The sequence below is a fragment of the Alphaproteobacteria bacterium genome, assembly GCA_020638555.1.
Lineage (GTDB): Bacteria > Pseudomonadota > Alphaproteobacteria > Bin95 > Bin95 > JACKII01.
Map to the genome: position 1 here is coordinate 1,109,923 of JACKII010000001.1, position 21,826 is coordinate 1,131,748.

At 69.2% G+C, this 21,826-nt stretch carries 20 protein-coding genes and 1 riboswitch; of the genes, 7 read left to right on the plus strand and 13 right to left on the minus strand.

Annotated features, from left to right (window positions below; all coding sequences use genetic code 11):
• Positions 1–3: 3 nt before the first annotated feature.
• A complete protein-coding gene (locus tag H6844_05100; GenBank protein ID MCB9928780.1) occupies positions 4–1,080 on the minus strand; it encodes a long-chain fatty acid--CoA ligase in 1,077 nt (358 codons plus the stop codon).
• A gap of 49 nt (positions 1,081–1,129) precedes the next feature.
• A riboswitch (TPP riboswitch) is annotated at positions 1,130–1,270 on the minus strand.
• A gap of 157 nt (positions 1,271–1,427) precedes the next feature.
• Here H6844_05100 and H6844_05105 point away from each other — a divergent pair.
• Complete coding sequence (locus H6844_05105; GenBank protein ID MCB9928781.1) at positions 1,428–2,357, plus strand: TIGR03564 family F420-dependent LLM class oxidoreductase; 930 nt, start codon at positions 1,428–1,430, stop codon at positions 2,355–2,357.
• Between the two features lie 269 nt (positions 2,358–2,626).
• Here H6844_05105 and H6844_05110 read toward each other — a convergent pair whose 3' ends face one another.
• The 3 genes from H6844_05110 to hydA form a co-directional block, all read right to left on the minus strand.
• Positions 2,627–2,788 (minus strand): DUF1328 domain-containing protein, encoded by a 162-nt coding sequence (locus H6844_05110; GenBank protein MCB9928782.1) that lies wholly within the window; start codon positions 2,786–2,788, stop codon positions 2,627–2,629.
• Positions 2,789–2,919: 131 nt separating this feature from the next.
• Positions 2,920–3,363: a GNAT family N-acetyltransferase gene (locus H6844_05115; protein ID MCB9928783.1), complete on the minus strand. Its 444-nt coding sequence runs from the start codon at positions 3,361–3,363 to the stop codon at positions 2,920–2,922.
• 15 nt (positions 3,364–3,378) lie between these two features.
• A complete protein-coding gene (gene hydA, locus H6844_05120; protein ID MCB9928784.1) occupies positions 3,379–4,845 on the minus strand; it encodes a dihydropyrimidinase in 1,467 nt (488 codons plus the stop codon).
• A 119-nt stretch (positions 4,846–4,964) separates the two neighbouring features.
• On the opposite strand from hydA, the gene H6844_05125 reads away from it, so the two are divergent.
• Positions 4,965–6,038 carry a zinc-binding dehydrogenase gene (locus H6844_05125; protein ID MCB9928785.1) on the plus strand — a complete coding sequence of 358 codons (1,074 nt, stop codon included), beginning with the start codon at positions 4,965–4,967 and terminating at the stop codon, positions 6,036–6,038.
• Positions 6,039–6,288: 250 nt separating this feature from the next.
• On the opposite strand, the gene H6844_05130 is transcribed toward H6844_05125, so the two are convergent.
• The 4 genes from H6844_05130 to H6844_05145 form a co-directional block, all read right to left on the minus strand.
• Positions 6,289–7,638 carry an adenylosuccinate lyase family protein gene (locus tag H6844_05130; GenBank protein ID MCB9928786.1) on the minus strand — a complete coding sequence of 450 codons (1,350 nt, stop codon included), beginning with the start codon at positions 7,636–7,638 and terminating at the stop codon, positions 6,289–6,291.
• A gap of 119 nt (positions 7,639–7,757) precedes the next feature.
• Positions 7,758–8,357, minus strand: coding sequence for a lipid-binding SYLF domain-containing protein (locus tag H6844_05135; protein ID MCB9928787.1), 600 nt, complete (start codon positions 8,355–8,357; stop codon positions 7,758–7,760).
• Between the two features lie 103 nt (positions 8,358–8,460).
• Positions 8,461–9,273: a hydratase gene (locus H6844_05140; protein MCB9928788.1), complete on the minus strand. Its 813-nt coding sequence runs from the start codon at positions 9,271–9,273 to the stop codon at positions 8,461–8,463.
• Between the two features lie 4 nt (positions 9,274–9,277).
• A complete protein-coding gene (locus tag H6844_05145; GenBank protein MCB9928789.1) occupies positions 9,278–10,510 on the minus strand; it encodes a CoA transferase in 1,233 nt (410 codons plus the stop codon).
• A 217-nt stretch (positions 10,511–10,727) separates the two neighbouring features.
• Between H6844_05145 and H6844_05150 the strand changes: the two genes are divergently transcribed.
• From H6844_05150 to H6844_05165, 4 genes are all read left to right on the plus strand, one after another.
• Positions 10,728–11,123: an acyl-CoA thioesterase gene (locus H6844_05150; GenBank protein MCB9928790.1), complete on the plus strand. Its 396-nt coding sequence runs from the start codon at positions 10,728–10,730 to the stop codon at positions 11,121–11,123.
• 142 nt (positions 11,124–11,265) lie between these two features.
• On the plus strand, positions 11,266–11,841 hold the full coding sequence (locus H6844_05155) for a nitroreductase (GenBank protein MCB9928791.1): 576 nt from the start codon (positions 11,266–11,268) through the stop codon (positions 11,839–11,841).
• Positions 11,842–11,877: 36 nt separating this feature from the next.
• Positions 11,878–12,276: a YbaN family protein gene (locus H6844_05160; GenBank protein ID MCB9928792.1), complete on the plus strand. Its 399-nt coding sequence runs from the start codon at positions 11,878–11,880 to the stop codon at positions 12,274–12,276.
• Positions 12,273–12,935 carry a hypothetical protein gene (locus tag H6844_05165; GenBank protein MCB9928793.1) on the plus strand — a complete coding sequence of 221 codons (663 nt, stop codon included), beginning with the start codon at positions 12,273–12,275 and terminating at the stop codon, positions 12,933–12,935. The genes H6844_05160 and H6844_05165 overlap by 4 nt, the downstream gene beginning before the upstream one ends.
• Positions 12,936–13,084: 149 nt before the next feature.
• Here the strand turns inward: H6844_05165 and H6844_05170 are convergent, their stop codons facing one another.
• The 5 genes from H6844_05170 to H6844_05190 form a co-directional block, all read right to left on the minus strand.
• On the minus strand, positions 13,085–13,876 hold the full coding sequence (locus H6844_05170; GenBank protein MCB9928794.1) for an SDR family oxidoreductase: 792 nt from the start codon (positions 13,874–13,876) through the stop codon (positions 13,085–13,087).
• Between the two features lie 57 nt (positions 13,877–13,933).
• Positions 13,934–15,073: an LLM class flavin-dependent oxidoreductase gene (locus tag H6844_05175; protein ID MCB9928795.1), complete on the minus strand. Its 1,140-nt coding sequence runs from the start codon at positions 15,071–15,073 to the stop codon at positions 13,934–13,936.
• A gap of 378 nt (positions 15,074–15,451) precedes the next feature.
• Positions 15,452–16,414: an NAD(P)-dependent oxidoreductase gene (locus H6844_05180; protein MCB9928796.1), complete on the minus strand. Its 963-nt coding sequence runs from the start codon at positions 16,412–16,414 to the stop codon at positions 15,452–15,454.
• Positions 16,415–16,469: 55 nt separating this feature from the next.
• Positions 16,470–18,344, minus strand: a complete 1,875-nt coding sequence (gene mutL, locus H6844_05185; protein ID MCB9928797.1) for a DNA mismatch repair endonuclease MutL — start codon at positions 18,342–18,344, stop codon at positions 16,470–16,472.
• 10 nt (positions 18,345–18,354) lie between these two features.
• Positions 18,355–19,656, minus strand: coding sequence for a glucose-6-phosphate isomerase (locus H6844_05190; GenBank protein MCB9928798.1), 1,302 nt, complete (start codon positions 19,654–19,656; stop codon positions 18,355–18,357).
• 459 nt (positions 19,657–20,115) lie between these two features.
• On the opposite strand from H6844_05190, the gene H6844_05195 reads away from it, so the two are divergent.
• Complete coding sequence (locus H6844_05195; protein ID MCB9928799.1) at positions 20,116–21,669, plus strand: methylmalonyl-CoA carboxyltransferase; 1,554 nt, start codon at positions 20,116–20,118, stop codon at positions 21,667–21,669.
• The last annotated feature ends 157 nt before the right edge of the window (positions 21,670–21,826 follow it).

Consider the following 21,826-nt stretch of genomic DNA (forward strand, 5'->3'; position numbering starts at 1 on the left):
GGCTCAGCCGGCGGCGCTCAGGAATTCGTCGACGGCCATGGAGCAGCCCTGCGCCTCCGCCCCCGCGACCCGGCCGAGCAGCAGGAAGCCGCCGTCGACCTCCACGCCGGCGTCCTCGGTCAGGATGGTGGTGACGATGTTGTAATGCGCCAGATCGGTGTGGGCGAGCACGCCGGTCTGGCCCTTCGGCACCGCCGCGCCGGTCAGCGGGTCGACGACGCGGCTGCGGATCCAGTGCGGGCCCGACTTGACCGACGGGCAGACCGCATTGCCGTCGTCATAGAACTGGGTCGACAGCTCGGTCATGCCGTACATGTTCACGCAATCGGCCCGCGGCACGCCGAAGGTCTGGCCGAGCGCGTCGTAGAACGCATCCAACTCCAACTCGCGCGACTGGCCCTTGAACCCGCCGGTGTCGAGAATGCGGCTGCCGGCCGGCAGGCGGAAGGTGCGCCCGTGCGCCTGAAGCGCATCCAGCGCATGCACCAGGCTGAAGCTGGCGCCCAGCAGGGCGTAGGGCGCGCCGGTTGCCTCCGCCCGTTCCAGGTCTGCGGTCAGGCCGGGAAGGTCGATCCCGTCCGGGCCGATGCGATGGCCGCTGCCGGGCGCGCCGAAATGGCGGACGGCCAGGTCCAGATAATGCGCCAGCGAGGAATTCGGCATCATCGCCGGCGTCGGGAACAGAATGCCCATGGCCATGCGCTCCGCGCCGCGCATGAAGCGTTCGCCGAAATTGCGGCGCATGGAGGCGTCATAGACGGCCAGGTCGGCGTGATAGCTCTTGCCGCGCAGCCCGCCCTGGGTCGTGCCGCTGGTCATGAACACGGCTGCGGCGTCCCGGGGCGGGCAGCAGGTCAGGTCCAGGGTCTTGAAAGCGTTGATCGGCACTGCCGGAATATCGGCCCAGTGCCGCACGGTCCGCGGGGTCTTGCCGCGGGCGCGGGCGAATTTGGCGAACGGCTGGTTGTGCGCAAACTGGTGGGCGAACAGTCTCAGCGCCAGCGCGTTGAATGCGTCCTCGTCCGGCCGGTCGGCGGCGATGAAGTCCAGAAGTTCGGTGGCAATCGGGTCTCGCGCCATGCGCCTGTTTTCCCTTGGGAACCGGGCCGGGCGTCGAATGCGGGTGCTGTTGTGAGCAAGTCCCATTCCCTCCGCCGGCATGATCCGGTTCAGGTTCAAAGGGTCATCGCGCCGGCACTGCGAAACGGGGGTCGTCGCTGCGCCTAGCGATATCTCAGCCTCTTCGAGCGAGGCTCCCCTACGGTTAAGCGACTGGACGCTAGCGCCGGGCCGGTGTGGCGTCAAGATATAGCCGCCGGCACGGCGGACCGCTAAGCTTTCGGGCCAGCGAATTCAGGCCAGCGAATTCGGGCCAGAAAATTCGGGCCGGCGAACCCGGCCGATCCGGACAGAAACGAGGACATGCCATGAGCAATGACCGATTCGGTGTGCGCTGGGGGCTGGCCGGCGGCACCACGCTCGCCTCCGTTGCCGAGACCCTGGAAGCGGCCCGCTTTGCCGAACAGGCCCGGTTCGACAGTTTCTGGGTCTCGCAAGCCGCCGGCGTCGACCCGGTGGTGGCGCTGGCCTGCATCGCCGACCAGGTGCCGGGGCTGGCCGAGGTCGGCACGTCGGTCGTGCCGCTTTATGGCCGCCATCCGCTGCCGTTCGCGCAAATGGTGCGCACGGCGCAGAACGCTCTTGGCGGCCGGCTGACCCTGGGGGTCGGTGCGGCGTCGGCCTGGTATGCGGAAGGCAAGCTGGGCGTGCCCTGGGACAAGCCGTTTTCCTTCACGCGCGAATTCCTGGATGCGTTGCAGCCCTTGCTGGCCGGCCATGCCGCCGATGTGACCGGCGACCAGCTCAGCGCCCATGCCGGACTGGAAATCGAGGCCCGGCCGACGCCGATCCTGCTGGCGGCCCTCGGCCCGCGCATGCTGCGCTTCGCCGGCGGGCGGGTCCAGGGCACGACGCTCGGCCAGTGCGGCCCGCGCACCATCGCCCGCTATATCCGGCCGCATCTGGAGGAAGGCGCGGCCAAGGCCGGTCGCAGCGAGCCGCCGCGCATCATGGCGCTGGTGCGCCTCGCCGTGACCGAGGACCGGGCCGCCGCCAAGGCCCTGGCCCGCGAGATTTCCGGCTTCTACCAGGCGATCCCGTCCTATGCCCGCGTCCTGGAACACGAGGGCCTGGCCGAGCCGGCCGACCTGCACCTGATCGGCTCCTGGCAGGAGGTGCTGGACGGCATCGCTGCCTATGCCGAGGCGGGCGTCACCGACCTGCGCCTGCAGGTGGCGGCCCCGGACGAGCGCTCCCGCGCCGCCAGCCGCGAGGCCCTGGCCGCCTATCTCGCCTGAAGACCGCGCGCACGGCGGGGAGGTGTCAGAGCAATTTCCGGCGAAGGGTCGTCGCCGAGCGGCCCGGAAATTGCGGGAGTACAAATGGCTCTAGCGCGCTTTCGGCACAGGTCGACCCACTCTCCCGCCCCATCTCCCGCGCAAGCGGGAGCCCATGCCTGAGAGCGTCTCACGGGACACGGACCCTGTATCTGCCTTTCAGGCATGGGGCCCCGCTTCCGCGGGGACAGGGGAGATGGGGTGGTGAGCCAGCGGCAAAAGAAGCCGCTCTAGAAAATCTTCCGGCCGCGCAACAGGGCGATCACGAACAGGATCAGAAAGATCACGAAGACGATTTTGGCAATCCCGGCCGCCGCCGCCGCTATGCCGCCGAAACCCAATACACCGGCAATCAGAGCGACGATCAGGAATGTCAGAGCCCAACCGAGCATGGCGGTTCCTCCGCGGTTCTCCTTCGGGCGGACCGCGCCGGTCCTGCCCATGGCAGGCCGGAACGCTAACACGATACCCGAATCAAGGGCAAATGCCGCGGCCAGGTCAGCCAGACCGCATCGGCCAGGCGTCAAAAGCGCTTGCACATGTAGAACAGCGAGCCCCCGGGCGGCATCTCGTCCAGCTGGCCGAACAGGCGGTAGCCCTGCTTTTCGTAAAAGCCCCGCGCCTGAAAGCTGGCGGTGGTGAGGTGGGCGCCTTGCATGCCGCGATGGCGGGCCAGGGCCTCGGCCTCGGCCATCAGCGCGGAGCCGAGGCCATGGTGCCGCGCGACAGACTCCACCCACAAATGGCTGACATAGAGCCAGCCCCACGCCGTCCCGCCATTGAGGCCCCCAACCATGCGCCCGCGCCGCCAGGGCCAGCGGCTCGGCGCATGGGCGAACACCGACAGCGGACGCCAGTCGTCGGGAAAGCCTTCGCTGCCGTTATGCCGGCTCAGGGCTCGGGCCACATCGCCGCGACGGCGGTCGTCGTCCCGCTCGGAGACCGTCAGTTGCCAGGCCCGCGCCAACACCGCGCGCCGCGCCTAACGGCGTCCCGCATAGGGGTCGAAGGGCGAGGGGAACACGCCCCGCGGCGCGATCTCGTCATAGGGCGCCCGCGCCAGGAACCGGCCATGCCCCGCCGCGCCGACGAAATCGCCGTCCTGCGCCACCACCTGGCCCCGGCAAAGCGTCGTCACCGGCCAGCCGGTCACCTGCCAGCCCTCATAGGGCGTGTAGTCGATGGCGTGGTGCAGATCGGCCTGGCGAATGGTGACCTGGCGGGAGGGATCCCAGATCGCGATGTCCGCGTCCGACCCCGGCGCAATCGTCCCCTTCTTCGGATAGAGCCCGAACAGCTTGGCCGGATTGGTGGCCGCCAGCGCCACGAACTGCGACAGGCCGATCCGCCCGCCATTCACACCCTCGTGGAACAGCAGCGGCAGCCGGGTTTCCAGGCCGGGCAGACCGTTCGGGATTTTCGGGAACGGGGTTTCCGGCCCATCCGGCAGTTTCAGGTCCTGGCTGTGCTCGCTCGGCACGGCGAAGTTGGTGGGCGCGTGGTCCGAGGAGACCATGCCCAGCACGCCGGTCTTCAGATAGCCCCACAGCGCCTCGATATCGGCCGGCGTCCGCGGCGACGGCGAGCAGACGAATTTGGCGCCCTCGCCGTCGGCCCGGTCCATGTCGTCGGCGGTGAGCGTCAGATACTGGGCGCAGGTCTCGCCGAAAATCTTCAGGCCTCGCTGCTGCGCCCGGTGGATTTCCTCCGCGGCTTCGGCGCAGGTGACGTGGAAAATCTGCACCGGCTGGTCCAGCAACTCGGCCATTGAGATGACGCGGTGCACGGCCTCGCGCTCCACCACCGGCGGTTTCGACCAGGCGTGGTATTTGGCATCGGTCAGCCCGGCGTCGAGCAGGCGCTGGGTCTGCCATTTGATCATCTCGTGATGCTCGGCATGGATGACCAGAAACGCCTGGTTCTCGCGCGCGCACGCCATCAGCTTCAGCACGCCGTCATCGGTGACGCGGTTGCTGTCATAGGTCATGAAAATCTTGATGGAGCGGTGCCCGTCCGCGATCAGTCGCGGCAGCGTCGCCATCACGTCCTCGTTCGGATCGTTGATGATCAGGTGGAACGTGTAGTCGATCGCCGCCTTTTGCGCCCGCTCGTGATAGTCGGCGGTCGAATCCGCCAGCGTCCAGCCCTGGCGCTGCGGCGAGAAGCAGATCACCGTGGTGGTGCCGCCGCACGCCGCCGACCGGGTGCCGGTCAGGAAGGTATCGGCGTTCATCTTGCCGCTGATCGAACTGGGCTGTTCGATGTGGCAATGGCTGTCGACCCCGCCCGGCAGGACGTATTTCCCCTGGGCGTCGATCTCGTGCTTGCCGGCCGGCAGGCTCTTGGCGACGGCGGTGACCACCTCGCCCTGGATGCCGACATCCGCCAGCATGATGTCGCTGGCGGTGGCGACGAGGCCCCCGCGGATCACCGTGTCGAACTCTGCCATTGGTTTTGCTTTCATTGGTTATGCTGCCGGCCAAGCCTAGCAAACTCGATCCGCGGTCGGCAATTCCACGTGCGTCCGCTATACTCCGGGACAAACGACCGCAGACGGAGAGACGCATCATGCGCGCCGCGATCCTGCAAGGCAGTGCCATTACCATCGACACCTGGCCCGACCCCGAGCCCAACCCCGGCCAGTTGCTGGTCTCGCCCATCGCGACGGGCATTTGCGGCTCGGACCTGCACTATCGCGAGCGCGCCATCGCGGCAGAGGCGGCGCTACCCGAGGATCGGCGCGGCGACCTGCCCCGGATCGTCCCCGGCCACGAGTTTTCGGCCCGGCTGGTCGAGGCCGGCCCGAACACGGAGACGCCGTTTCGGCCGGGCGACCGGCTGGTGGCCCTGCCTTTCACCCACAGCGCCCACGCGGATCAGCGCTTCGAGGTGATCGGCCTGTCGCCGGTCTTTTCCGGCGGCCTCGCCACCCTGACCGTGATCGACGCCGAGCGTGCCTTCGCGATCCCGGAGGAGGTGCCGGACGATCTGGCGGCGCTCACCGAGCCGCTGGCGGTCGGCCTGCACGCCGTCAACCTCGCCACCCGCAACCGGGCCCCGAACGTGGTTCTGGGCTGCGGTCCGGTCGGTCTGGCGGTCATTCTCGGCCTGATCGCCGAGGGGCGCGGCCCGATCCTGGCGGCGGATTTCTCGCCGCAACGGCGCAGGGCCGCCGCGGCGCTGGGCGCCGATTTCGTCATCGATCCTTCGGAGGAGTCGCCCTACCAGCACTGGCGCGACCTCGACTTCCGCCCGCATCCGCCCTCGCCGCTGCTGGAGCGGACCTTCCGCGGTCTGCCGCCCGGCGCCAACATTTTCGACTGCGTCGGCGCCCAGGGCCTGCTCGACCGCATCGTCAAGGGCGCCCCCCAGCACAGCCACGTTATCACCGTCGGCGTCTGCGCGCACGAGGACAAGCTGACCCCGCGCGAGGCCATCGTCACCGAACTGACCCTGGAATTCAGCTTCGCCTACCGCCCGGAGGAATTCCAGCAGGCGCTGGCCATGATCGCCGCCAATCCGGACCGGGTGCGCACGCTGGTCACCAGCCATTTGCCCCTGTCCGAGACCGCCGGCGCCTTCGACCGGCTGGCCCGGAACCCGGAAGAGATCAAGGTTCTCATCGATCCCCACCGGGATTGAGGCGGCCAACCGGCGCTTCTATTCCCCGGACGGGGCGGAGCGCCGATCCGCCGGGGCGGTCACGCGCGCACCCTGCCCCGACTCTCCCGGACGGTGCAGAGCGCCGATCCGGGATCTCCGCCCGAGTTGACTCCCCTTGCCGCCGGCGGCAAGGCCGGAGATCCCGGCCCTCCGCTTCGCTCCGGCCGGGAAAGCGCAAAGGGGGCACGGGCGATCTGGGAGGCGCATTCTGCCAAGGCGGCCGCCGCGATCAGCCGCCTCGCACCCGCCGGGCCGCCTGCCTGGCCAGTTCGCCGGAAAGGCCGGTATAGGCCGCGGGGTCGAGCATGGCGGCGATCTGCTCCGGCGTCAGATGCCCGGTCACGCGCGGATCGGCGGCCAGGGCCGCGTCGAAACTCTGGCCGCCGGAGATGGCGGCTTCGGCGGCGTCGTAGATGACGTCGTGCGCCTCCTGCCGGCCGATATGCCGGGCGAGGTCCAGCATCAGCGCCTCGGCCATGATCAGGCCGCCGCCCAGATTCAGGTTGGCGCGCATCCGGGCCGGGTCCAGGTCCAGGCCGCGCATGATCTCGCGGAGCCGCACCAGAATGTCGCCGGTGGCGATGCAGGCGCGGTTCATGGCGTCCCGCATCATGACCGAGTTGGTGCGGTCCGCCTCGTGCTCGATCTGCGCCGCCTCCAGCGCCAGCGGCACGGTCGCGCGCACCTGCGAAGCGTAGGCGATGATGTCCTGGGCCAGGATCGGGTTGCGCTTTTGCGGCATGGTCGACGAGCCGACCGTGCCCGGCGGCACGGGCTCGCGCGCCTCGCCGTATTCGGTGCGCATCAATTGATAGCATTCGCGCCCGATCATGCCGCCGACCGCGGCCAGCAGGCCCAGATGGGCGATGTATTCGGCCTGGTAATCCACCAGCGCCCGGCTCGGTACGGTCATCGGCGTCAGGCCCAGCAGTTCGCTCATCTTCGCCTGCAACGCCAACCCCTGGTCGCCGAACGAGGCCAGCGAGCCCGCGGCACCGCCCAGCATGCCGACAAAGACCCGCTTTTCGCTCTCGACCAGCCGTTCCTTGCTGCGCATCAGGCCGTCGATCCAGCCCGCCACTTTCAGGCCGAAGGTGATCGGCACCGCGTGCTGGCCGTGGGTGCGTCCGGCCATGACCATGTCGGCGGAGCGCTCGGCAATCGCGGCCATCGCCGCCAGCGTGTCGTCGATCAGGCGAAGGAAGATCGCGTGCGCCTTCCGCAATTGCAGCGTATCGCCGGTGCGGACGATATTCTCGGTGGTGGCGCCCCAGTGGACATAGCCGCCGGCGGGCTCGCCGCAGAGCCGCGCCAGCTCCCACACCAACGGCACGATGGTGTGGCCGGTGCGGCGGAAGCCTTCGGCGACCCGCTCCCGGTCGAACAGCGTCAGGTCGGCCTTGGCGGCGATGACCGGCGCGACGTCGGCCGGGATCATGCCGATGGCGGCCTGGGCCCGGGCCAGCGCGGCTTCCACGTCCATCCAGGCCTGCCAGCGGGCCTCGGTGGTGAACAGGGCGCGGATGCCGGCCTCGGGCAGGCGGGCGGCGGTGGGAGAATGGGCAGTGGCGTCGGACATGGCGGGCAGTTTCCTCGTATGGGATGGTTGCCGCCAGTCTAGCCCAGCCCGTGTGCAACGCCCAGCCACCGCCCTTGAGCCCCATTGAGCCCGCCAGTCGGCCGGCGGTCGACTCTTGGTCAGTCGCCGGTCAGGCCCTGGGTGATCTTGGTGCCTTCGATGCCGGCGCCGGCAAACGCCCCTTTTTCGTTCACGAAGAAATAGACGACGCCGCTTTCCAGCGTGGTCGTGGTGAACTTCTTCGCAAAGGCGGCGTCTCCCGCCACCAGCGTCGGCCCGACGCCCAATTCCCAGCCATCGGTGCGTTTGACATAATCGACCGAGTCCTGATCCATCAGGAACAGGATATAGCCGAAGCGCGCAACGCCGGCCTGAAGGCCGAACGACGCCGCGACCGAGGTGTAATAGCTGTCGACCTTGCCATCCACCCGCAACACGCCCGAGCCCACCGCGCCGCCGACCAGCAGGCCGGCCTTGTAGATCTCCGGAAAGATCAGGACGCCCTTGGCCGCCTCCGCGATCTTTTTCGATTCCGGGATCGACCGGAACAGGTCCGCCAGCGCGGTGTCGGCCTTGGCATCGACCTCCGCCTTCGTCACCGCCGACGCGGGCGGCGCCAGCGCAGCGGCGAACAGAACGACCAGCGCGAACAGCATGGCGAGAGCGCCGCCCGTCGGCCGTGCCCCGGCCTTCGCCACACCCGAGTGATTGTGCATCATGAGTCCGAACCTCTATCAGAGTGGGGTCGTATCGTACCATGATGCCGATGATGCGCCACCGGTTTCGTGTTGTCCGTTCGGTGCAGGGGTGCCGGCCCCGGCCTCAGAGCACCGGGCCGGCGACGGTGACACGGATGGTGCCGAGCGGCCCGAAATCCGCCACCACATGGTCGCCCGGCTCGATCTCCAGCGGCGGCACCGCCGTGCCGGTGGTGACCAGTTCGCCCGCCTTCACGCCCATGCCGAGCCCCGAGACCTCGTTCACCAGCCAGGCGAGCGCCACGCGCGGGTCGCCCAGCACATTGCCGCCGGACCCGTCGCGCTCGTAACGGCCCTGCACCCGGCCCCGGACCGGATGACGGGAGAGGTCCAGCGACCGCCAGTCCGCCCGCACCGGCTTGCCGACCACCAGGTCGCGGGCGCAGGCCGCCTCCGCGATCAGCGACGGGCCGCCGGCTTCCGCGAAGCGGGCGAAGCGCGAGTCCGGCAGTTCGATCGCCAGATGCAGGTCCGCGACCGCGGCCATCACCTCGTCGACCGCATAGGGCTCGGCACGGGGCGGCAGGTCCCGGGCGAAGCGGAAGGCGAATTCCGGTTCGGCGACGCGCATATGGTTGTGGGCGATGGAAACCGTGGCGCCGTCGGGATGCAGGAACTCCGCCAGCAACCGCCCGGCAAGCGGCCCGTCGACGCCGATATGCTGCTGGCCGGCGGTGCTGGTCGCCGCGATCTTCCAGCCCGCGGGCGGCTTCGGCGAGCGTTGCAGCACATGCGCCTGGATCGCATAGCCCTCGGCCCGGGACGTGGGTTTCAGGTCCGCGGGCAGGCCGTCCATGACCGTGCCCTGCTGCCAGTGCTGCCAGATGCACGCGAAGGCTTGAGCGGTGTCGGTGTCGGGGTCGGTGTCGATGGCCATGGCCTCAGCCCTTGCCCGGCGCCGGACCGGCCTGGCTGCTGGCGCCGGCGGCGATCAGCGCCTGGATGTCCGCATCGGAAAGCCCGGCCTCGCGCAGGATTTCCTCCGAATGCTCGCCGAGCCGCGGCGCGTGGCGGGTCAGGCCGCCGGGGGTTTTGGAGAAGGTCACCGGCACCTTGATGTGGCGCACCGTGCCCTCGCTCGGGTGTTCGTCGACCGGGAACATGCCGACGGCGGTCAGGTGCGGGTCGTGGAACAGGTCTTCCGGCGTGTTCATCGGCGCCGACGGCACGTCCGCCTTTTCCAGCACCTCCAGCCATTCCGCGGTGGTGCGCGTCGGCATGATCTCGGCCAGATGCCGGTAAAGCTCGCCGATATTCTGGGTTCGGCCCGGCATGGTGTGGAAGCGCTCGTCCGCGGCCAGGTCCGGCCGGCCGGCCAGTTCGAAGAAGGCCAGCCAGTGCTTGGTCGAATAGGGCATCATGCAGATATAGCCGTCCGCGGTCTTGTGCGGCCGGCGATAGGGCGACAGCAGGCGCACATAGCCGGCCTCGCCCACCGGCGGCTCGAAGAACCGGCCCTGCATGTGCTCGTTGATGATGAAGCTGGAAAACGTCTCGAACATGGGCACGTCGATGCGCTGGCCCTCGCCCGTGCGCTCGCGGTGGAACAGGCCCATGCAGATCGAGTAGAGCGCGAACAGGCCGCTGGTCTTGTCCGCCAGCACGCTGGGCGCATAGCGCGGCTCGCCGGTCACCTTGCCGGTCAGCGCCGCCAGGCCGGACAGGCCCTGGATCAGGTCGTCATAGGCCGGCTTGTCGGCATAGGGGCCGGTCGGGCCGAAGCCGATGGCGTTGCAATAGACGATGTCTGGCCGGGCCTTGACGATGTCCTCATAGGCGATGCCGAGCCGGGCGGCCGCCTTGGGCCGCATGTTGTGGATGAACACATCCGCGGTCTCGCACAGCTTGTAGAGCGCCTGGCGGGCCGCGTCGTTTTTCAGGTCCAGTACGACCGAGCGCTTGTTGCGCCCTTTCACCATGAAGGCCGCCGACATGCTGGGATGGCGGTTGTCGCCGACCTGGCGCGAGATATCGCCTTCCGGCCCTTCCACCTTCATCACGTCGGCGCCCATTTCGCCCAGGATCTGGGTGCAATAGGGGCCGAACATGACGGTGGTCAGGTCGATGACGCGGACCCCGGACATGGGGCCTTTGGGGGGAGGGGAGGCGGACATGGGCAGGCACCGAAAGCGGAGGGGACGTGCCTCCTTAGTAGCACAGTCTTGCGCCCGTGAACCAATCGCGGATATTTCGCCCCACCGACCGGCGCCGCGCTCCGACGCATCCGCCTTTGGTGCGCCTGTCTCCGCAACCGCCCGGTGCGATAGACTGAACCGAGCCGGCCCGGCCGCCATTGCCATCCCTCCCAACCGAAACCCAGGATTGAACGAAATGGGCGAGACCGCCGAGACGCCGCACGGCGAACTGACCATCCGCACGGTCGCCATGCCGGCCGACGCCAACCCCAACGGCGATATCTTCGGCGGCTGGGTGCTGTCGCAGATGGATATCGCCGGCGGCATTGCGGCGGGCCACCGCGCGCAGGGCCGGGTGACGACCGCCGCCATCGACGCCATGAGCTTTATCCGCCCCGTCTATGTGGGCGATGTCATGTGTGTCTATGCGGCGGTGGAAAAGACCGGACGGACCTCGCTCACCATCCGGCTGGAGGCGTGGGCGCTGCGCAATCAACTGGGCGCGCGGGTGAAGGTCACCGAGGGCCGGTTCATCTTCGTCGCCATCGACGACGACGGCAAACCCCGGCCCTTGCCGCCCACCGCGCCATAGCCCCCATTGCCCTTTGCGCAATTCCGGGGATGATAGCGGTCTCCCGTCAATCGTACGCACGTGTCGATTGCGCCCCTGCCAACAAGACCCGTGCCCACAAGGCCCGTGCCCACAAGGCCCATGCCAACAAGGATCGACCGCCATGGATGCCCTGACCCTGCTGAAAGAGCGCTCCTCGACCCTGCCGCGTTTCATGTCCGAACCGGGGCCGAGCGATGCCGACCTGGCCGAGATGTTCGAGGCCGCCACCCGCGTACCGGATCACGGTTTGATCCGGCCGTGGCGCTTCGTGGTGCTGCGCGGCGACGACCGCGCCCGGATGGGCGATGTGTTCGCCGATGCGCTGAAGGCCCGCAAGCCGGATGCCGACGAAGAGGCGCTGCAAGCCGAACGCGGCCGCGCCCTGCGCTCGCCGGTGGTGGTGGTGGTGCTGGCCCGCACCAAGGCGCACCCGAAAGTGCCGCAGGTGGAACAGGTGGTCTCGGCCGGGCAGGCCGCGCTCACCCTGCAACTGGCGGCCCAGGCCAAGGGCTTCGGCAGTGTCATGCTGACCGGCGACAACGCCTACGATCCGCAGGTGAAAGCCTTTTTCGGCCTGAAAGAGGACGATGCCATTGTCGCCTTCCTCTATCTGGGCACGCCCGCGGACAAGGTGCCGGGCAAGCAGCGGCCGGACCCGGCCAAATATGTCGAAGCCTTCGGCGCCAACGCCGGCTAGACGGCGCGGCGGGCGGACGGAACGCGTGTCCCCATCATGAACCGACCTCTCTCCGCCCCGGCCCGCTGGGCGTTGATCGCCCTCGGCTGGACGGCGGTCGGGCTGGCCGCCCTCGGCGTGCTGCTGCCGCTGCTGCCGACCACGCCCTTCCTGCTGGTTGCCGCCTGGGCGTTCGGCCGGTCGAGCGAGCGCTTCCACAACTGGTTGCACCGCAATCGCTGGTTCGGCCCGCTGATCCGCGACTGGCAACAGCACGGCGCCATTCCGCTTTGGGCCAAGATCATGGCCGTCACCTTCATGGCGCTGGCCATGATCGGCCTCGTGCAACGCAACGCCCTGCCTGTCTGGGCCATGATCCTGATCGGAGCCGGTCTGGCCGCGGTCTCGGTCTGGATCACCACCCGACCCAGCCCCCGGAGAGACCCCGACCGATGAGCGAACTGCACCCCGACGTCGCCCCGCAACTGACCGACCTGGCCCTGGACCCGCACCGCCCGCTGCTGATTTCGGACGCGGACGAGGTGTTGTTCGATTTCATGCGCGCCTTTGTCGGCTTCGTCGAGGAAAACGGCCATTACTACGACTGGAAGACGTTTGCGCTCACCGGCAATATCCGCCGGCCGCACGATCACTCCGCCCTGTCGCCGGCCGAGGTGCGCGACCTGATCAACACGTTTTTCGCCGAACGCACCGAGGCCATTCCGCCGGTGGCCGGCGCCGCCGCGGCGCTGGCGGCGCTGAGCCGCGACGGGGTGCAGGTGCTGGTGCTCTCCAACCTGCCGCTGGCGCAGCGGGCCGACCGGGCGCGGGCGCTGGCGCGGCACGGCATGGCCTATCCCATCGTCGCCAATGCCGGCCTGAAGGGCCCGACCGTGCGGGCGCTGGCAGGCCGGACCGGCGCCGCCACCGCCTTTGTCGACGATATCGGCCACCACCACGAGAGCGTCGCCGAGCATGCCGAGGCCGTGCACCGGCTCCACTTTTCCAGCCATCCGCGTCTGCGCGCGCTCCAGGGCCATATCCCCACCGCCCACCACCAGGCGGAGAGCTGGGCGGAGTTGGAGGCGGAATTGCGGGCGCGGTTGCTGGGGTAACAGCAACGGTCGCGGCGGTTGTTGTACCCCGGAGGCGGCGGAGCCGTCATCCGGGGCCGCTGTATCTCGCGAACACAGGCGGCGACGGTGTTCGAAGGATGACGCCGGCCCCGGATCGGCGCTCCGCACCGTCCGGGGTACAGGCTCCGCTATTCCGGGTCGCGCCCGCCCTCGCTTTCGATCTTCTCGGCCAGGCGGCGCATGCCGCGCAGCCAGCGTTCCATATCGTTGGTCTTGCCTTCCATCCACTTCTGGGCCAGGTCGTCGGTCAGGATCAGGAAGCGCTCGTCCTCGACCGCCTTGGCCACCATCTCCGCCACGTCCTCCGGCTCCTTGACCGGGCCGACGGCGTTGCGGGCGAAGGGCTTGCTCGGGTCGCCCAGCATCGGCGTGCGCACGCCGAGCGGCGCCAGCAGCGAGACGCGGATGCCCTGGTGGTGGTGCGTCACCGCCAGATACTCCGCCAGCCCCACCACCGCGTGCTTGGAGACGGTGTAGGGCAGGTTGCCGTTCGACATCAGAATACCGGCCATGCTGGCGGTGTGGATCAGATAGCCGGAGCCGCGTTCCAGCATGCCCGGCAGCACGGCGCGCACCGCATAGACATGGGCCATGACATTGACCTGCCAGTGATCCTCCCACACCGAGAGCGGCGTGTTCAGAAGTTCGCGCCCGGAATTGATGCCGGCATTGTTGAACAACACGTCGACCGGGCCGAACCGCGCTTCCGCCGCTTTGACCAGGGCGTCGACCTCGTCCTCGCGGCCGACATCGCAGCCGATGCCGAGGCCGCCGAATTCGGCGGCCACCGCCTTGGCGCCGTCGCCGTTGCGGTCCGCCACCACCACCTTGGCGCCGCGGGCCGCGAAATTGCGGCAACAGGCAGCGCCGATGCCCGACGCCCCGCCGGTGACGACGGTCACCTTGCCTTGCCAGTCCATGGGTTGGTTCCTTCCTGCATTCTGGTTGTCGTTCCCCGCTTCCGACAGCGTGGCGGATCAGGCCGGCGCGAACACGTCCTCGTGCGCCTGGCCCTTGAGCACCGGCTTCTGCGTCGGCCCCTTGAAGGCGGCGTCCCGTTGCAGCACCGGCATCACCTCGTTCGCGAACAGGCGCATGTTCAACTCCGCCTCGTGATGCGGCATGCGGCCATAGGAGAAGTCGCAGACAATGTGGTCGGTGCCGGTCAGGCGCTGCAATTCGCCCACCTGTTGCAGGCAGTCGTCCGGCGTGCCGACGATCTGGATCGACACATAGAACTCGGTCATTTTCCGGCGCGCCTCGGGGTCCTTCATCTTGGCATAGGTCTTGGCGGTCTTGCCGTAGGACTCATAGCCTTTGACGGTGGAAAGGTGCCCGTCGGAAAAATTGTAGTGGGCGTCGATGCTGTCCCATTTCGCGCCCAGATACTGAATCGCCCGCTCGTGCGCTTCTGCGCGGCTGGGGGCGCAGGAGACGTTGGTCAGGATCACCGGCGGGGTCGGCGTGTGGCCGACGCTGGTGGCGATGTCGCGATAGGTCTGGATGTCGGCCGCGGCCTTGTTCCATTCGTTCTGCATGATCACCATCATGCCGAAGCCGAGCTTGGCCATGATCTCCGCCGATTCCGGGCTGACGGAGGAGGCGTAGAACCGCGTCTCCGGCCGTGACATCGGCCGGGGCCGGATCGACGTTTTCGGGATTTTGTAGAACTCGCCGTCCCAGGAGAATTCCTCCTCGCGCAGCGCCGTGGTGACCAGTTGCGCCGCCTCGGCGAAACGGGGGCGGGCTTCCTCCATCGGGATGCGGAAGCCCTCGTATTCGCGCGTCGCGGCCCCCCGGCCGAAGCCGAACATGCAGCGCCCGCCGCAGAGCAGGTCGAGATAGGCGATCTGCTCCGCCACCCGGATCGGGTCGTACCAGGGCAGCACGATCACGCAGGTGCCGAGCGTGATGCGGCTGGTCTTGGCCGCGTAATAGCTGAGCAACTGCAACGGCGCCGGCGACATCGAATAGCCGGTGAAGTGGTGCTCCAGGCCGAACAGCGAGTCGAAGCCCAACGGTTCAGCCAGATCGGCCAGTTGCAGATGGTCCGAGAGCACGGCGGCATCTGGGCGACCGGGCTCGGCCAGGACGCTGATATCGGTTCCGACTTTCATGGGCTTGTCCTCCGGGGTATTCGACCTTTGGGCAATGCTACGCCCGGGAAAGCGGCGTGCCACTGCGTCGATAGCGCACCGGCGGTGGGGAGCCATCGCCCAAGAGCTTTCCCGGCCGGAACCGCCGCCAGGCGGGCCCGAGCCGGGACCTCCAGCCGGGGAGACCTCCGAGCGTTGGGGAAACGCCCGGCGGAGACAGAGCGGGCGGCCGCGGCACTCCCCGGTCGGAGATCCCGACTGGAGGAGATCCCGGCCGGCCGCTTCGCGCCCGCCGGGAAAGCGGGGCGATTGCCCAAGAGCTTTCCCGGACGGAACCGCCGCGAGGCGGGTTCGAGCCGGGACCTCCCGCCAGGGCGCCCTGCGTGCGTCGGGGGAGAGCTATTCCTTCGGCGCGTTGCGGCGCGAACGGACTTCGACGCCGCCCGCCTGCTCCTCCATATAGCGCACCAGATGGGTGAAGTCCTCGCCGGAGCCGCCTCGGTTCAGGGCATAGCTCCACCACTGGCGCACCGGCTGGCCGACCCACATGGGCACGCCCAGCGCCTCCGCCTCCTCGATGGCCAGCTTCACGTCCTTGTGCATCAGCTCGGTGCGGAAGCCGTAGTCGAAGGTGCGGGTCAGCACCGATTTCGGGAATTTGTCGCGCACGGCCGTGTTCATGCCGCTGCCGGCGCAGATCACGTCCACCATCACGTCCGGGTCGAGCCCGGCCTTGGCACCGACCACGAACGCCTCGGCGGTGGCGACCATGGCGGTGGCGGAGAGATAGTTGTTCAGCAGCTTCATCATCTGGCCGTGGCCGGCGGTCTCGCCGACGAAGAACGGCTTGCCGATGTGCGCCAGCGCCGGCTGGTAGCGCTGCCACAGCGCCTCCGGCCCCGCCACCATGACGGCGAGCGTGCCCTTCTCCGCACCGCCGACGCCGCCGGAGACCGGCGAGTCCATCTGGGCGATGCCGTGCCCGGCCAGGCCCTCGGCGATGGTCTGGGCCATGCGCGGGCCGGTGGTGGAAAGGTCGATGAAGGTCTTGACGCGGCTGCCCTCGGCCACGCCTCCCTCGCCGAGCGCGACGGCCTTGACCACGTCCGGCGTCGGCAGGCTGACCAGCACGCACTCCACCCGATCGGCCACGTCCTTGATCGAGGCCGCGGCTTCGGCGCCGGCCTCGACCAGGGCCTGCACCGCTTTCGGGTTCTGATCGAACACCAGCAGCGGATAGCCGCCGCCCAGCAGGCGTTTGGCCATGGGCGCGCCCATGGCGCCCAAACCGATGAAACCGAGGCGCTCTGTCATGATGCGGTGTCCTTGCACGCGGGAATTCGATGACGCTCGGCAGAGCATACAAAGGCGCCGGCCGCCTGACCATGCGGCGGGGCCATGCAGCGGGGAACACGGCTCAGCGCCGGGCGAACAGGCGCTCGATATCGGCGAGTTTCAGTTCCACATAGGTGGGCCGGCCGTGATTGCACTGGCCGGAATGCGGCGTCACCTCCATCTCGCGCAGCAGCGCATTCATCTCGGCCGCATTCAGGGAGCGCCCGGCGCGGACGCTGCCATGGCAGGCCATGGTGCCGCAGACCGCATCCAGCCGCTCGCGCAGGCCGTGGGTGGAATCCCAACTGGCCAGTTCGTCGGCCAGGTCGCGCAGCAGGGCGGCGCAGTCGGTGTGGCCGAGCAGGGCCGGCGTCTCGCGCACCACGACGGCGCCGTGGCCGAACGCCTCGATCACCAGGCCCAGCTCCGCCAGTTCGTGGCTGCGGTCGGCGAGCCGGTCGGCGGCGGCGGGCTCCATCTCCACCACTTCCGGCAGCAACAGGGCCTGCCGGGCGACGCCGCCCTGGGCCAGGGCCTTTTTCATCCGCTCCAGCACCAGACGCTCGTGCGCGGCATGCTGGTCGACGATGACGACGCCGTCGCCGGTCTGCGCGACGATATAGGTGCCGTGCAACTGCGCGCGGGCGGCGCCCAGCGGAAACGCCTCGGCCTCTCCCGCCAGGGCATCGGCCAGGGCGTCGTCGCCCGCCTCCATGGCCGCCGGGCGCGCGTCCGGCGCGGCCAGCGGGCTGCCGGGCACCGGCTGCGGCGCCTGGAACGCGGCCGCCCGCTCCGCCACGGCGAGGGACGGGTGCTCGGCATAGGCGGGCCGGGCGAACAGGCTGGCGACCGGGGCCCGCCCCCCGCCACTCGCCGCCCCGCCACTTGCCATCGCGCCACTTATCCCGCCGCCCGGCCGGAACGCGCCCAGCGCCGCGGTCGACACGGTGGCCGCGGCCCGATAGCCGGCGGCGTCCAGCGCCTGGCGCACGCCCGCCACCAGCAGGCCGCGCACCATGCCGTTGTCGCGGAAGCGGACCTCCGCCTTGGCCGGATGCACGTTCACGTCCACGGCTTCCGGGTCGACCTCCAGAAACAGGGCGACGGCCGGATGGCGGCCGCGCGGGATCATATCTTCATAGCCGCCCTTCAGCGCCCCCAGCAGCAGCCGGTCGCGCACGGCCCGGCCGTTCACGAACAGATACTGGCTCGCCGTGGTGGCGCGGTGATAGGTGGGCAGGCCGATCAGGCCGGAGAGGCGCAGCCCCTCGCGCGCCGCGTCCACCGGCACGGCATTGGCTCGGAAATCGCGGCCGAGCACGGCGGCGAGCCGGTCGGCGCGGGCGTCCGGCCCGGCGCAGGCGGGGAATTTCAGCACCTCGCGGGTCTCGTCGCGCAGGCTGAAGGCGACCGCCGGCGCGGCCATGGCGAGGCGGCGCAGATGGTCCTGCACCTGGCCGCTTTCGGCGCGCGCGGTCTTGAGGAATTTCAGCCGGGCAGGGGTGGCGAAGAACAGGTCGCGCACCTCCACCAGCGTGCCCCGGCCCTGGGCCACCGGCTGCGGCGCGCCCACGCGTCCACCCTCGACGGCGATGGTCCACGCCGCGTCGGCGTCGGCGGTGCGCGAGGCGATGGTCAGGCGCGCGACCGCGCCGATGGACGGCAGCGCCTCGCCCCGAAACCCCAGCGAGCGGATATGCACCAGGTCGCCGTCCGGCAGTTTCGAGGTGGCGTGCCGCTGCACCGCCAGTTCCAGGTCGCCGCGGCTCATGCCGCAACCGTCGTCGCGCACGCTGACCAGCGCCTTGCCGCCGTCGCGGATCGCCACCTCGATGCGCGAGGCGCCGGCGTCGAGCGCGTTTTCCACCAGTTCCTTGACCACCGCCGACGGCCGCTCGATCACCTCGCCGGCGGCGATCCGGTTGACCAGGACTTCGGGCAGCAGCCGGATGGTCATCCCGTCCCTCTCAGCGGCGCGGCGGCGTCGCGCTCAGATACTGGCGCGCCAGCACCTTGCCCTGCTCCACCGCCGGCTGGTCGAAGGGATCGATGTCCAGCATGCCGGCGGCGATGATGGTTTCCGCCATGAAATGCATCATCACCGAGCCGATACCGGCCTCGTCGACCCGGTCCAGCGTCAGCACGCGGGTCGGACAGCCGTTCTGGACAAGGGTTTCCGCCGTCGCCCGCTGCATCGCATCCAGCAGATCGCCCATGGTGCGCCCGTCCAGATAGTCGAGCGCGCCCGTGTCGCCGGCCAGTGCCGTGCGCATGCGCCGGCCGGTGCCGCCCACCGGGGTCTGGATCAGCGTGAAGACCTTGTCGCGCGGCCCGCCCAGATAGAGTTGCAGCTGGCTGTGCTGGTCCACGGCGCCCACGGCCCGGACCGGCAGCGTGCCTTCCCCGCCCTTGCCGAGGGATTCCGCCCACAATTGCCGGTACCACAGGCCCAGATCGGCCAGCCGGTCGCCATAGGGCATCAGCACCGAAGTGCGCACGTCCCGGGTCTTGGCGAGCGCGCACTGCACCGCCGCCCCGATGGCGGGCGCGCAGCGGTCGCCGGTCAGCAGCTCGGCGATCACCGGCTCCGCGCCGCCGCGGATATTCGCCGGGTCCAGCCCCGCAATGGCAGCCGGCAGCAAGCCCACGACAGAGAGGGCCGAAAACCGCCCGCCCACCGCCGGATCGTGCGGCAGCGCCACCATGCCGTAATGCTGCGCCAGATGGCTCAGGGGCGACGGCCGGGGCTCGGTGATGACGGTGAAATGCTCGGCCGCGACGGCCTCGTCCTCGCCCTCCAGCAGGGCTTCCAGGCAGATCATCGCCTGGGCGAGCGTATCGGCGGTGCCGCCGGACTTGGAAATGACCAGGAAGTCGGTCCGGGCCAGGTCGAGCGAGCGGAACAGGTGGTCGAACGTGTGCGGGTCGACATTGTCGAGAAACACGATGCGGGGGGAATCGCCGCTGGGACCGAAGCCGGCATCGGCCAGGGCGTAAAGCGCCTGCCCGCCCAGGCTGGAGCCGCCCGTTCCCAGCACCACCACCGTGTCGGCGCGGCCGCGGTGGTATTCCGCCCGGTTTTCGATCATCGGAATGTCGTCGCGCCGTTCCGGCAATTGCACCAGCGGCATCGAGCCGTCGCGATGGCCGGTGCGCAGCCGCGCCAGCCCCGGCGCCGCCTTCTGCACCCAGGCCTGCAACGCCTCCTCCGACAAGCCAGCGGGGCCGATGGCCGCGGCCATGCAACCGTCGATGCTCTGCGTGTACATGGGCGCGCTGTTCCTCGTCATCCGGGACGCCGACCCCCGGTCGGCCACTTACACCATAAAGATAGCAAGGATTCGCCGCCAGTCCGGTGGCACAGTTCAGCGCGGAAGCCCGGCTCGGCCCGAGGTCAGGCCCATCCCCAAAAGGCGTCCGGCCCACCCGAAAAAGAAGTGGCCGGGCGCTCATGGAGCGGCCCGGCCAAGTCAGAACAGGGAGGCTTAACGTCTGGGAGACGCGTCCGGATCGCGCCGCGAAACGCGGCGAAGATGACCGAACTAAGTTGTCAATCGACAACGCACGGGCATAGTTGCCGAAAACCGTGGTGAAATGCAGAGCAATTATCGCCTGCCAGCTATGCGATTGCTGCATGGCTAAGCAAAAGCGGTGTGGCCAGAACGCATTGCACGGCTAGAATACCGCAGAAATGCCCAAAATTGCATACAATTCGAGAGGAAAAGCCGATGTCGTGGGAACCGGAACTTGAGGAACTGGCCCGTCGCGAGGCAATGGCCCGGGAAATGGGAGGGGCCGACAAGGTCAAGCGCCAGCACGACGGCGGCCGTCTGACCGTGCGCGAGCGGGTGGAGCAACTGGCGGATGCCGGCTCCTTCCACGAGATCGGCGCCATTGCCGGCAAGGCCGAGTACGACGCCAACAACGACCTGGTCAAGCTCACCCCCTCCAACTGCGTGTTCGGCCGGGCGAAGATGGCCGGCCGGCCGGTGGTAATTTGCGGCGACGATTTCACCGTGCGCGGCGGTTCGGCCGATGCCACCATCAAGGAAAAGCCCCAACTGGCCGAGAAAATGGCCAACGAGTTGCGCCTGCCCATCGTCCGCCTGATCGAGGGCTCCGGCGGCGGCGGTTCGGTGCGCACGATCGAGACCACGGGCCGGGCCAACCTGCCGGGCGGCCAGGGCTCGTCCAGCCGCTTCGACCTGATGGCGACCAACATGGCGACGGTGCCGGTCGTGGCGCTGGGCCTGGGCTCGGTAGCGGGCCTGGGGGCGGCGCGCATGGCGGCCAGCCATTTCTCGGTCATGACCAAGGACACCTCGGCCATGTTCGTCGCCGGGCCGCCGGTGGTCAAAGGCATCGGCCAGGACCTGACCAAGATGGAACTCGGCGGCTGGCGCATCCAGACCCGCGCCGGCGGCGTCGACAATGCGGTCAACACCGAGGCCGAGGCGTTCGAGGCGGCGCGACGCTTCCTCTCCTACCTGCCGAACTCGGTCTACGAGGCGCCGCCCAGGGCCGAGCCGGTGCCGGCCGCGGACCAGGAACCGCTGGCCGCCGCCATCCCCAAGGCCCGGCGCCAGGCCTATCGCATGCGCCCGATCGTCGAACGGCTGGTCGATCCCGGCTCGTTCTTAGAGATCGCGCCGAATTTCGGCCGCTCGATCATCTGCGGCCTGGCCCGGATCGACGGCTGGCCGGTGGCGCTGATGGCGAGCGACCCCTATCACTATGGCGGTGCCTGGACCGCGGATGCCTGCCAGAAAATCATCCGCCATGTGGACCTGGCCGAGACCTTCCACCTGCCGGTGGTCTATCTGGCCGACTGCCCCGGCTTCCTGGTGGGCAAGGAGGCGGAGGAGACCGGCACCATCCGCCACGGCGTGCGCGCCATGGCGGCGGTCAACCAGTCGACCACGCCCTGGTGCGCCATCGTCGTGCGCAACGCCTTCGGCGTGGCCGGTGGCGCGCACGTGCCGGTGGGCCGCTACCACACCCGCTATGCCTGGCCGAGCGGCTTCTGGGGCTCGCTGCCGCTGGAAGGCGGCATCGAGGCCGCCTATCGCGCCGACTTGGACGCGGCGGACGACCCGGCGGCGGAACTGGTGCGGATCGAGGACCGGCTGGAAAAGCTGCGCTCGCCCTTCCGCACCGCCGAACGGTTCTGGATCGAGGAGATCGTCGACCCGCGCAAGACCCGCGGCCTGCTGGAGGAGTTCGCCAACCTCGCCGCACCGCTGCGCGATCCGGGGCCGCGCCGCTTCGGCATCCGGCCCTGAGGGCAAGGGGCGGCGACGGCCGCCGCCCCGTTCCGCACCTGGGGCGCTTTCGGTGCGGATTGAACCCCTCTCTTCCGCCCCATCTCCCGCGCAAGCGGGAGCCCATGCCTGAGAGCTTCTCACAAGGACGCGGGCTCTGTATTTGTCTCTCAGGCAT

Coding starts and splice junctions, on each gene's coding strand:
- H6844_05100 (MCB9928780.1), bottom strand. CDS start 1,080: ATGGCGCGAGACCCGATTGCCACCGAACTTCTGGACTTCATCGCCGCC.
- H6844_05105 (MCB9928781.1), top strand. CDS start 1,428: ATGAGCAATGACCGATTCGGTGTGCGCTGGGGGCTGGCCGGCGGCACC.
- H6844_05110 (MCB9928782.1), bottom strand. CDS start 2,788: ATGCTCGGTTGGGCTCTGACATTCCTGATCGTCGCTCTGATTGCCGGT.
- hydA (MCB9928784.1), bottom strand. CDS start 4,845: ATGGCAGAGTTCGACACGGTGATCCGCGGGGGCCTCGTCGCCACCGCC.
- H6844_05125 (MCB9928785.1), top strand. CDS start 4,965: ATGCGCGCCGCGATCCTGCAAGGCAGTGCCATTACCATCGACACCTGG.
- H6844_05130 (MCB9928786.1), bottom strand. CDS start 7,638: ATGTCCGACGCCACTGCCCATTCTCCCACCGCCGCCCGCCTGCCCGAG.
- H6844_05135 (MCB9928787.1), bottom strand. CDS start 8,357: ATGATGCACAATCACTCGGGTGTGGCGAAGGCCGGGGCACGGCCGACG.
- H6844_05140 (MCB9928788.1), bottom strand. CDS start 9,273: ATGGCCATCGACACCGACCCCGACACCGACACCGCTCAAGCCTTCGCG.
- H6844_05145 (MCB9928789.1), bottom strand. CDS start 10,510: ATGTCCGCCTCCCCTCCCCCCAAAGGCCCCATGTCCGGGGTCCGCGTC.
- H6844_05150 (MCB9928790.1), top strand. CDS start 10,728: ATGGGCGAGACCGCCGAGACGCCGCACGGCGAACTGACCATCCGCACG.
- H6844_05155 (MCB9928791.1), top strand. CDS start 11,266: ATGGATGCCCTGACCCTGCTGAAAGAGCGCTCCTCGACCCTGCCGCGT.
- H6844_05160 (MCB9928792.1), top strand. CDS start 11,878: ATGAACCGACCTCTCTCCGCCCCGGCCCGCTGGGCGTTGATCGCCCTC.
- H6844_05165 (MCB9928793.1), top strand. CDS start 12,273: ATGAGCGAACTGCACCCCGACGTCGCCCCGCAACTGACCGACCTGGCC.
- H6844_05170 (MCB9928794.1), bottom strand. CDS start 13,876: ATGGACTGGCAAGGCAAGGTGACCGTCGTCACCGGCGGGGCGTCGGGC.
- H6844_05175 (MCB9928795.1), bottom strand. CDS start 15,073: ATGAAAGTCGGAACCGATATCAGCGTCCTGGCCGAGCCCGGTCGCCCA.
- H6844_05180 (MCB9928796.1), bottom strand. CDS start 16,414: ATGCTCTGCCGAGCGTCATCGAATTCCCGCGTGCAAGGACACCGCATC.
- mutL (MCB9928797.1), bottom strand. CDS start 18,344: ATGACCATCCGGCTGCTGCCCGAAGTCCTGGTCAACCGGATCGCCGCC.
- H6844_05190 (MCB9928798.1), bottom strand. CDS start 19,656: ATGTACACGCAGAGCATCGACGGTTGCATGGCCGCGGCCATCGGCCCC.
- H6844_05195 (MCB9928799.1), top strand. CDS start 20,116: ATGTCGTGGGAACCGGAACTTGAGGAACTGGCCCGTCGCGAGGCAATG.